Source organism: Bacteroides sp. 14(A) (assembly GCF_000526555.1).
Classification (GTDB): domain Bacteria; phylum Bacteroidota; class Bacteroidia; order Bacteroidales; family Bacteroidaceae; genus Bacteroides; species Bacteroides cellulosilyticus.
Window position 1 is genome coordinate 1,547,758 of record NZ_JAGH01000002.1, and the last position, 12,328, is coordinate 1,560,085.

Here is a 12,328-nt window from a genome sequence, read left to right on the forward strand (position 1 = left end):
CATCTATGATGAAAAGAATTAAACTCAGTATTGCTTTTCTTTGGTGCATAATTGCTGTCTATGGGCAGGAAATTAGAGGAGATGTTTTATATAAAATCATTTCTCCCTCCGGTTTACTGTTAGACAACAAAGAAAGTTTGGAAAATGACGTCCAGGTGGTACTTTCTGCCGATAATGGCAGTGAAGGACAGCTTTGGAGGATAGTAGCATTTGATGAAAATTGTTTTCTGATTTATAGTCCTTTCTGCAATAAAAGTCTGGATATTTATAATTCTATTCCGGGAAAGAATTTTCTGAAATTATGGGATTTTAATCGTAAGAATAGTAATCAGCACTGGCAAATGGCAGCGACAGAAGGTGGTTTTTATATTCGTCATAGTACTACTCAGCGATGTGTAACAGTGTGTGAGGGAGAAAATGAAGATTCACCGGTATCTGTTGTATCGAACAATCCAACTATATGGAAGCTGGAAGTTACTAATGTAGAAGTGCCTCCTGAGAATTTGCGGGGAGAATCTGAATGGGAAAATGAACGGATATTTGCAGTGAATAAAGAGAAAGGTCACGTAACATATATACCATTTTCCTCTATCGAGAGTTTGAAGGGTGATAAATCATTTGATTTTCCATGGGAAACACCAAGTTCCGATCTTTATCAGTCGTTGAATGGAATGTGGAAATTTTATTGGGTGAAGGAACCTTCCGAAAGACCTTTGGAATTTTATAAAGTGGACTATGATGTTTCTCATTGGAATGAATTACCGGTTCCGTCTAATTGGGAGATGTATGGATATGGTACTCCCATATATACTAACGTGAATTATCCATTTCGGAATTTACCTTCAGTAATCCGTCCTCAAAAAGGATTTACCAATGAAGTAGAGGTTAATCCGGTTGGATCGTATCGCAGAAATTTTGTGGTTCCTGTGGATTGGAAAGATAAAGAAATATTTCTTCATTTTGATGGAGCTTATAGTGGTATTTATATATGGGTAAATGGAGAGAAAGTGGGATACAGTCAGGGTGCTAATAATGATGCAGAGTTTAATATCACCCCCTATATACGTACCGGAGAAAATGTTTTGGCGGTTGAAGTTTATCGTTGGACAGATGGCAGTTATTTGGAAGATCAAGATATGTTTCGGTTAAGTGGCATTCACCGTGATGTGTATCTGTATGCTACTCCCCGATTACATGTTCGGGATTATCATTTATCATGTCGTTTTTTGAATGAAGAGTTAACTTCTTCTGAATTTCAGATGAAAGCTATGATCAGGAATTATGACAGGAGGAAATCTGGTAAACAAATTCTTGAAATTCAATTGTTAGATAAATTTGGAAATGTAACTACTTGTATGTCTCAAGAATTGAAACCGTTGAAACCTGGAGAAGAAGTTGTTATTGATCTGAATAGTAGCGTTACAAATCCTCTGTTATGGAGTGCGGAGAAGCCTGATTTGTACACAGCAATTATAGCTTTGAGGAATAAAGATGGAAGAGTAACTGAAGCCATGTCCACTAAATTTGGTTTTCGCAAGGTAGAGGTACGTAATAAACGTGTTTACATAAATAATAAGCAAGTCTTTTTTAAAGGCGTAAATCGCCATGATATTCATCCCCAATATGGTAAAGCTGTTCCGTTGGAAACGATGCTTTTGGATATTGTATTAATGAAGCGGCATAATATTAATACTGTCAGAACCAGTCATTATCCTAATAGCTCTAAAATGTATGCAATGTATGATTATTATGGGTTGTATGTAATGGATGAGGCTGATATGGAAAATCATGGGAATCAAGGACTCAGTGAAAATAAAGATTGGGAACCTGCTTTTGTGGATCGTTTGGAAAGGTTAATACAGCGAGACAGAAACCATCCTTCTGTGATTTTTTGGTCTCTTGGTAATGAGGGAGGGAGTGGCGAGAATTTTTATGCAATGTATCAAAAGGCAAAAGAGTTGGATACAACCCGCCCCGTACATTATGAAGGAAATAATACCTATGCCGATATTGATTCTCATATGTATCCGGATGTTGAGAAGATGAAAGCGCATGACCGGAATAAATCGGATAGACCTTATTTTTTATGTGAATATGCACATGCGATGGGCAATGCTCCCGGAAATCTAATTGAATACTGGGATTATATTGAAAATCATTCGGAACGAATGATTGGTGGCTGCATTTGGGATTGGGTAGATCAGGGCATTAATAAACACGGTTATCCCTCGGATCATTATTTTTATGGTGGAGATTTTGGGGATAAACCCAATGATGCCGATTTTTCATGTAATGGCTTGGTTACTCCGGATCGGGGGATCACCCCAAAATTGTTAGAGACAAAAAAGGTTTACCAATATATTCATTTTATTTCCGATAATCCGGAAACCGGAGAGATAAGAATTTCTAATGGGTATGACTTTACAAATCTGAATGAATTTGATATTACTTGGGAAGTCTTGAGAGAGGGGCAGGTCGTAGAGGTAGGAGAAATAGCGTCAATGGATTTGCTTCCGGATGAGACTATACAGATAAGAATACCGTTTAAAACTCAGATAGATGCTCGATATGAATACTTTCTAAATATCTATGCTGAACGATCGAAGGCGACACTCTGGTCGGAAAAGGGGGAAAGAGTAGCTTCTGAGCAATTTGTATTGAATGTATGTCCTAATGAACAGTTGCCTCTTTTTTCAAATACATCGGAATTGGTTGTTAGTAGTGAGAGAGATTTATCAATAAAAGGTCAGAACTTTCAGGTTACATTTGATATGAAACAAGGTTTCTTGATCTCTTGGCTGTATCAGGATCGGGAGTTGATAGATAAAGGGCAAGGACTGACTTTTAATTGGTATCGCAGTGTTAGTAATGATAAGTTTACAGATCAAAACTATTATGAACCGGATCATAAGTTGTTATCTTTTTCATTTGATGTTGATAAAAAGAGAAACTGTGTTCTCGTCCATAGCCGACATGAAATTCTACTTCATACCACTAAAAAAGAGATTTCAGTTCCTTACCAAATAGATTACACGATTTATGCAGATGGAAAAATAGGAGTACAGGCTACGTTTATAAAACCCAAAGATGGAGAAATTATACGGCGGCTTGGTTTACAAATGGTTCTTCCGGAAGATATGGAATATGTACAATGGTATGGCAGGGGGCCTCATGAAAATTATATAGATAGGAAAACTTCTGCTTACATCGGAATATATCAGAACACAGTTACCGGTATGGAAGAGCATTATGTACGTTCTCAAAGTATGGGAAACAGAGAAGATGTTCGTTGGGTTACGATAACCAATGAGAAAAAGGTAGGTATAAAGGTCATTTCTTTGGATAAAATGAGTTTTAGCGCACTTCATTTCACGGATCAAACATTGTGGATGGCAACTCATGACTTTAGGTTGCCATTAGTTCGGAAGCCGGAAGTTTATCTCAACATAGATTGTATGCAACAGGGGCTTGGAAATGCTACTTGCGGTCCTATGCCTTTGGAGCAGTACATGATTCCTGAAGATGAAAAAATTAGTTATTCATTTAAAATAGAACCAGTCAAATGAAAAGAAATAGTTTTAGTTTTTTATTACCTCTTATTGGGCTTGTTGTGGTTATTTTTTCTTGTAAAAATGAAGATGATCCATTTGAATATTTACAGTATGTAAATCCTTTTATTGGTACGGCATATACCGGACACACATTTCCCAATGCAACCTGTCCTTTTGGAATGGTACAACCGGGGCCACAGACCGGAAATTTTGCCTGGGAGTATTGCAGTGGGTATAATTATGAAGATTCTCTGATGTGGGGATTTTCTCAAACACGTCTGAATGGTACGGGAATACCGGATTCCGGTGATATATTGATGATGCCTTTTGCCGGACAATGCAGAGAGAATTATAAAAGTTTTTTTGATAAGAAAACAGAAGTGGCTTATCCTGGGTATTATGCTGTAGATCTGGTCGATAATCAGGTGAAAGTAGAATTGACCTGTACTCCTCATGTAGCAATGCATCGTTACTTATTCAATGAAGAAAATCCCGGGCTATATATTGACTTTCAGAGTGGTTGTGTCAGTTCTGAACAGCAATATGACAACAGAGTTATTTATGCGGATATTAAAACACCGGATCATTATACGATTACAGGAGAAATGCAGGTTAGACACTGGGTGGAACGCCGTTTGTTTTTCGTAATCAAATTTGATAAGCCTTTTATTTCTGAAGAACGGAAGTTGGTGAAAGAGTCTCATAGGGCACCTTCGTGTGTTTATCGTTTTGAAACTAACGGAAAAAAGCAAAGTCAATTATTGGTGAAAGTGGGTATCTCTACAGTTAGTATCGAGGGAGCAGAGGAAAATCTTCGTTCAGAACTGGATCATTGGAACTTTGATCAGGTAAAGTTGGAAGCAGGAAAGAAATGGGAGAATTATTTGTCACGTGTACAGATCAAGGGAACTACTGATCAGAAAGTTAGTTTTTATACCTCTATGTATCATTTGATGATTCAACCGAATAACATAGCAGATGTTGACGGACAATATAGAAATTCTGAGGATAGTGTTTCGATTTCTCCCTTTGGCAAATACTATTCTACTTTTTCTCTTTGGGATACTTATCGGGCTGCCCATCCTCTTTATACAATCTTGACTCCGGAATTGGTGAGTGATATGGTTAATACAATGTTATTGCATGCTAATGCTCATGGATTTTTGCCGATATGGGCTCTGTGGGGAAAAGAAAACCACTGTATGATTGGTAATCATGGGATTCCTCCTGTTGTAGAGGCATGTCTGAAAGGGTTTCCAGGTATTGATCAGGAACAAGCTTATGCAGAAGTGAAAAAATCATTATTAATACCACACCATAAGTCTGAGTGGAATATCTATGATAAGTATGGATATTTTCCGTTTGATATAATATCCGAAGAATCGGTATCGAGAACTCTGGAAAATTGCTACGATGATTATTGTGCTGCACAATTGGCTGCCAAATTAGGCAAGACAGAAGACTATAATTTTTTTATTAAACGCTCCGGATATTGGAAAAATCTTTTTGATGAAGAAAACAAGTTGGTGAGAGGAAAAGATTCTGACGGTCGATGGAGAACTCCTTTTGATAGGTTCGCCTTATCACATGCTGGTACGGCAGGAGGAGACTATACTGAAGGAAATGCTTGGCAATATACCTGGCACGTACAGCATGACGTCGAAGAACTTATCAATAGGGTGGGAGGCAATGAAGCTTTCGTGACTAAACTGGATTCTTTATTTTTCCTTGATCACACAGCCGAGGTTAAAGGATTTGTTGGAGATGTAACAGGACTCATCGGACAATATTCGCAGGGAAATGAACCCAGCCACCACATCATGTATTTATATCGGCTTGCTGGTAAAAAAGGATCTACAGAGGCTTTAGTGAGAGATGTCTTCGAGCGCTTTTATCAACCTTATCCGGACGGTTTATGTGGAAATGATGATTGTGGACAAATGTCTGCGTGGTATATTTTCAGTGCTATGGGCTTCTATCCTGTAAATCCTGTTAGTGGTGAATATATTTTGGGGGCGCCCCAGGTTCTGGAAATCAATATAAAATTGTCCGATGATAAGACTTTTACAGTACGGGCAGATAAGTTATCTGATAAAAATAAGTACGTAAAATCCATTAAGTTCAATGATAAAGAAGTAAATGAAAATTTTATCACTTATCAGCAGATAATGAATGGTGGAATGTTAGTTTTTGAGATGACTGATCGGGAGTAGAATTTTTTGTTAAATAATAATCTGCACTATCATGAAATTACATATAACTATAAGTTTGATATTATGCACCATATTATCTTGCTTCTCTTGTACAAAAAGCGATGTTGGTAAAACTCCGGTTGATTATGTAAATCCGTATTTGGGCAATATCAGTCATATACTGGTACCTACGTATCCGACAGTACATTTACCCAACAGTATGCTTCGGATATATCCGGAACGAGATGATTTTACATCGGATCAGATAGAAGGATTACCTGTAATTGTAACCAGTCATAGAGGCAATTCAGCTTTTAATATTAGTCCGGTGAATGGGAAGTCTCCAGTATCAGTTCCTGTGAAAAAATATACTTATGATAATGAAAGTATTACTCCTTATCGTTATTCTGTATTCCTGGATGAAGAGGATGTAAATGTTGATTACTCTTTATCTCATCAGTCCGGGATCTATAATTTGACATCTGCTAATGATGAACTGAATTATATAGTGGTGAACACCCGGAAAGGAAAACTGGAACAAGTAGACGAAAGTACGATATCGGGTTATCAATGTATTGGTGAAAGTGAAGTTAAAGTATATCTTTATTTGGAATCGCAGTCTCCTGTAAAAAGTTTGGGTGCTTTGATTGATAGGACTGTGGATTATAGTAAAAACTCGGTGGAAGGTATCGATCAAGCTTTGGTTCTGGAGTTTGCAACCGGACAAATGAATCTTAGATATGGAGTCTCGTTTATCAGTACTGAACAGGCCAAACGGAATCTTAGAAGAGAGATTGATACTTATGATGTGAATGTAATAGCTGAGATTGGGAGAAGCAAATGGAATGAAGTTTTAGGTAAAATAGAAGTAAATAGCCCTGATGAAGATAATAAAATTCTTTTTTATACCTCTTTATACAGAACTTATGAGCGAATGATTAATATTTCGGAGGATGGATTTTATTATAGTGCCATGGATAATACGGTTCATGCTGATCAAGGAATTTCTTTTTATACCGATGATTGGGCGTGGGATACTTATCGTGCAACACATCCGTTGCGTGTATTGATAGAGTCTGATATGGAAATAGAAATGATCCAATCCTATATGCGTATGGCCCAACAGACTAAAGAAGGGTGGATGCCGACTTTTCCGGAGGTAACGGGAGACAGTCATCGGATGAATGGTAATCATATCGTTGCTTCTGTGTGGGATGCTTATTGTAAAGGATTATGTGGTTTTGATCTTGAAGTTGCTTATGACGCTTGCAAAAAGGCTTTGACGGAAAAATCATTGTTACCTTGGAAGAGGACGCCTAATACTGAACTGGATCTCTTCTATCGTACTAATGGATATTATCCGGCATTGCGCCACGGAGAAAAAGAATATGTGGAAGAAGTTGATTCTTGGGAAAAACGGCAATCTGTGGCAGTAACTTTAGGGACTTGTTTTGATGATTGGTGCTTGTCGCAGATTGCTAAAGAGTTAGGAAAAGATGCGGATTATTCTTATTTCTTGAAGCAGTCCTATAATTATCGGAATCTGTATAATCCTGAGACAATGTTTTTCCATCCTAAAGATATAAATGGAAATTTTATCTATCCTTTTGATTATACTTTTTCCGGGGGATTGGGAGCAAGAGAGTTTTATGATGAGAATAATGCATGGATTTATAGATGGGATGTCCCCCATAATCCGGCAGATTTAATTTCATTGATGGGAGGAGCAGATCGATTTGTCGCTAATTTGGATCAGACATTTCGTGAACCTTTGGGTAAAAGCAAGTATGCTTTTTATTCTCAGCTCCCCGATCAGACGGGTAATGTCGGACAGTTTTCTATGGCTAACGAACCGGCTTTGCATATTCCTTATTTGTATAATTATGCTGGTCAACCATGGAAAACTCAGAAGAGGATACGTGAATTGCTGAGGCAGTGGTTCAGAAATGACTTGATGGGGATGCCAGGTGATGAAGATGGAGGCGGAATGTCTGCTTTTGTTGTCTTTTCTGCCATGGGCTTTTATCCGGTTACTCCAGGATTGCCTGTTTATAATATAGGAAGTCCGTTATTTGAAAATATAAAAATGAAACTGAGCAATGGGAATATCTTTGAAATTGATGTCCGGAATTTCTCAGAAAAGAATAAATATATTCAGTCTGCATCCTTGAATGGAATAGAATGGAACAAGCCATGGTTTCACCATAACGATATCATTAATGGTGCAAAACTGATTTTAGTTATGGGAGAAAAAGCTAATAGGAATTGGGGAGCATCTTTGAGAAATTCTCCTCCTTCATTAGAGAATTGAAAGATTAGATGGGGATGATTTTCACATTTCAGAATATAATAAATTAATATTATGAAAAATATTGTAGCAATATGTTACTTCTCACTTTTTGCTTTTGCGCTAACTCTGCCTCTTGTTACTTATGCGAAAGCTCAAAAAGGAGGTGCTGAACAAGTTAGTTTGGCTAAAGAACAGTTAGCAGATAAGATAAAAGGTGGTTGGGCTGGTAAAACTATTGGTTGTACTTATGGAGGTCCTATAGAATTCTTATTTAATGGTACAATGATTCAGGATTATACTCCCATTCTTTGGTCAAAGGACCGGGTGAAGTGGTACTATGACAATTTTCCCGGATTATATGATGATTTGTATATGGATATCGTGTTTGTAGAAGTTTTGGAACAATTGGGCTTTGAAGCACCAGCTGATTCCTTTGCTGTGACTTTAGCTAACGCGGAATTTCCGCTATGGCATGCCAATCAGGTTGCCCGTTATAATATTCAGCAAGGTATTATGCCTCCTATGTCAGGACATTGGATCAATAATCCGCATGCTGATGATATTGACTATCAGATTGAAGCTGATTTTGCTGGATTAATGTCTCCCGGAATGCCTAATAGTGCGTCGGCATTTTCTGATAAGATAGGTCACATCTTTACTTATGGTGATGGATGGTATGGCGGAGTTTATGTAGGTGCTCTCTTTGCCATGGCTTTCGTCTCAGATGATATAGAACAAATCGTGGAAAAAGCATTGAAAACAGTTCCTGTTAAAAGTGATTTTTACCAATGTATAAAGGATGTGATAGAATGGCATAAAAAATATCCTGATGACTGGAAACAAACATGGTTTGAATGTGAAAAGAAATGGACTTCAGAAGTTGGATGTCCGGATGGGGTGTTCACACCGTTCAATATTGATGCAAAAGTTAATAGCGCCTATGTAACGATTGGTTTACTATATGGAAAAAAGGATTTTTTTCAGACAATTGATATTGCTTCGCGTTGTGGACAGGATGCTGATTGTAATGCATCGACTGCGGCAGGAGTTTTGGGTACAATGATTGGATATTCCAACATCCCTGAAATCTGGCGTGAAAGCCTTTATGAGGTAGTAAACCGTCCTTTTGCATACACGGATGTTTCTTTAAATAAATTGTGTGATTTGAGCCTAAAACATGCTCTGAAAATAATAGAGCAGGAAGGAGGTAAAATAGAGCAGGATGTAGTGATTATCCGGACACAAAATCCGGTAGCTGTACGGTATGAGAAATCCTTTGAAAACCATTTTCCTGTTGAGAAGAAAGTAATCAATACAGTGCTGAAAGATCCTATTTCATTTCAGTTTGAAGGTGTCGGATTTGTACAAAGAGGTTATGTAAGCTGCCAGGATGTGAATTATGTAGCTCAGGTAGAAATGTATTTGGATGGTAAAATGATGGAGAAGGCTTATCTTCCTGTATCCTTCAATGCACGTCGTCCCGATTTATTTCATAGATATCAATTACCGAAGGGATTTCATCAAATCAGTTTCAAATGGTTAAACCCACGTCAGGATGCAGAAGTTCATTTTGGGGAGGCTATAATCTACTCTGATGAACCGGACAAACATAAGTTGATTAAATAAATTGGTATTTTAAGTTGTATGTTCGAATAATAGAACTGATATAGTATTTGTTTCGGATAGCTATGCTATGACATAAGCCGTATCTGAACCGCGCTTGCTCCGTACATTTAGGAGAGGTGGTCAGATTTTTTTTCCTAACTTTGCAAAGGATAGTTGAGAAGCTATTGCCATGTTATAAGTAGATATTTATAATTATTTCACATATAATTATATTGCGTTATCTTCGCGTTAGACAAAAAGTGGAAGCGAATGTAGATCAAATTGACCGAATCCGAACAGGGCGAACAACTGCTGTGCTTCCGTACTGGTGAAAGCCATTGTTTTCGAATGCGCTGCCGTGTAATATTACTCAAATCAGAGAGTTTGAGTTCTGTTGTAGTAGGGGAACAGACAGACATGACCGCCCAAAGTGTCAACAATTGGATCAAACGTTTCGAGTTGGCAGGCATTAAGGGTTTACATACCCGTCTTGGGTAAGGACGCAACAAATAATAGACTGTTCGGACAAAGAAGCTGTGCGCAAGGCCATCGAAGCAGATAGGCAAAGCGGCTGCTTAATTCTGAACAATTGCCTACACAAATAACTATACTTGCAGAGAATGGCGAACAACAAAATGTCGAAATGTTTATCAACGACTGGATCGACGTTCAAGATGATAGATACAGGTTCCTCGTAATAGATGATATAGGGCAAATAGTGATCAAAACTCATGAGATGGTTTGTTCTGAATATGTTTTACCACATTGTGGGCATTCTTCATTAAAATAGCAAGCCCTGGTTCCTGAAAATAGGTTAAGTAAGAATTAGTATCGTACTCTAAAGGAATAATAATCTCTCGATACGTTTTATGTGTTTTCTTTTATAAGTGAATATTTTAGTGCAATATCCTGATATTATGATTGATAATCATTAACTTTGTAAAGTTACTAATTTTTTGGTCATGAACATATATTTCTAACCAAAGAATATAGTGATTGTTATTTATGTGATATGACATTGAGGAACAAATATCTGCATGCTTATTCTTTTTTACCTGCCATATCGCGTGGCAGGCTTTTAATGGGCATTTTTGTCGGATTATTGTTTGCCTGTTGTTTCTATGCTTTTCTATATGTATGTCGTGAAGCTTTACGTATCCTTTTTTTCATGACAGAAGATTACGATGTCTTGGTACTATCGAATGCCACTGTGCATTTCTGTAACTTTATTTTGGCATATATTGCTACTGTATTGGGGCAATCCCTTTGTTTTGTCTGTTGGTTTGAGATTCCTCTTCGAAAGCTGGGGAAATATGCATCGCAAATGCGGGCAGTTATTAATGATCAACGTAGCATGAATTCTTATTTCCTTAGTTGGTTTTCGCGTTTGGCATATGTGTTTGCATTACTTATTGGGGGGACGATGGGCGGAGGAATTTATGTTATACGTACTTTTTCGGATTATAAGTATGTTTTGCTTCTTGTTATTTTTGTACTTTTCCTACATACCTGGCTTACTATTAGGCGCTTGTTTAATGGAATAAGTTTCAGGTGGATGTTAGTATCTGCAATATTCCTGTCTGTTTTCTCTTTAGGGCTGTCTCGAATAAATCTGATTGATTATAAATGTATAAATGAGATAATCCTCAGTAGAAATATAAACTATACTCATCTCTTACAACTTCCTGAAGCAGTATGTTTCGAACGGATGAATAGCGAAAATCGGCGTAGGGCTACTTTATGGATTGCTGAAAATAAGAATAAGCTTGTCGATGCGGGCCCTGTTGTTTTTGTTAAACATTTTGGGAGGTGTGGGACTTATAATGGCGAGCAAATTTCATTTGATAGCTTGAAGGAATATTTTCGTAGATGGGATCAAAATACATTGGAAGATACAAAGTCTGAGCCTTGTATTCTTTATATTCATCGGGATATAAAAATGAACTATGTAAACAGAATTAAAAAGTGTCTTGCAGAATTGCAAGCTTATCGAATACAATATGCAGTGTTACCGTCCGTACGAGAGTATGATGATAAGTATTATACGTATTTGGTATTTCCGTTGGTAACCAGTCGCTATTTCGCTGAAGCAGAGGGATGGCAGAAATTGCAAAAAACATCAAATATACCAAAACATGTTCATGATTTGTATACTACTGCTACCGGTGAGATATTTTTTAATGGTACCAAAGTACAATTTGATGATTTTAAAGATTTTATCCTGCACAAGATTCTGGTTATGCCTGATTATTGCATTAAATATCATATTCATGGTAATTCAACCTATGCGGAATATATTTTTATTGTAAGTACTATAATGCAAGTAATTCACGAATTAAGGAATAATTATTCGTTTGAAGTTTATCAGCGAATCTATGAGAATCTTGAATGGGATGAAGCAAAAGTGATACGTGAAAGATTTCCATATCGTGTTGTGGAAATTCCAATAGAATTATAGTTGTTATTTGTTTTTTCTGAGTTAATTATATCGGTTCTGTAATCCTATCTATACTGTAAATTACTACTTAAGAAGAATATAAATAGCAAAAAGATGAACGTAATATGCAAATTTGTCATTGGATATTTCTTAGGCATTTATTTTTTCCTAACTTTGCAAAGGATAGTTGAGAAGCTTTTGCCATTTTATATTTTAATATTTACCCAATATGCCAAATCAGAATACACTTCTG

General features: G+C 37.1%; 6 protein-coding genes. All 6 read left to right on the forward strand.

What is annotated here, in order from left to right:
• The first annotated feature begins 5 nt into the window (after nt 1–5).
• On the forward strand, nt 6–3,566 hold the full coding sequence (locus K429_RS0113105) for a glycoside hydrolase family 2 TIM barrel-domain containing protein (protein ID WP_026367198.1): 3,561 nt from the start codon (nt 6–8) through the stop codon (nt 3,564–3,566).
• Nucleotides 3,563–5,764 (forward strand): GH92 family glycosyl hydrolase, encoded by a 2,202-nt coding sequence (locus K429_RS0113110; RefSeq protein WP_026367199.1) that lies wholly within the window; start codon nt 3,563–3,565, stop codon nt 5,762–5,764. The genes K429_RS0113105 and K429_RS0113110 overlap by 4 nt, the downstream gene beginning before the upstream one ends.
• A 31-nt stretch (nt 5,765–5,795) precedes the next feature.
• Nucleotides 5,796–8,054 carry a GH92 family glycosyl hydrolase gene (locus K429_RS0113115; protein ID WP_044096656.1) on the forward strand — a complete coding sequence of 753 codons (2,259 nt, stop codon included), beginning with the start codon at nt 5,796–5,798 and terminating at the stop codon, nt 8,052–8,054.
• Between the two features lie 51 nt (nt 8,055–8,105).
• Nucleotides 8,106–9,659 carry an ADP-ribosylglycohydrolase family protein gene (locus K429_RS0113120; protein WP_007211982.1) on the forward strand — a complete coding sequence of 518 codons (1,554 nt, stop codon included), beginning with the start codon at nt 8,106–8,108 and terminating at the stop codon, nt 9,657–9,659.
• Nucleotides 9,660–9,986: 327 nt separating this feature from the next.
• Nucleotides 9,987–10,136 (forward strand): helix-turn-helix domain-containing protein, encoded by a 150-nt coding sequence (locus tag K429_RS31275; protein ID WP_349881299.1) that lies wholly within the window; start codon nt 9,987–9,989, stop codon nt 10,134–10,136.
• Between the two features lie 514 nt (nt 10,137–10,650).
• Nucleotides 10,651–12,096: a hypothetical protein gene (locus K429_RS0113130; protein WP_044153616.1), complete on the forward strand. Its 1,446-nt coding sequence runs from the start codon at nt 10,651–10,653 to the stop codon at nt 12,094–12,096.
• Nucleotides 12,097–12,328 lie beyond the last annotated feature (232 nt).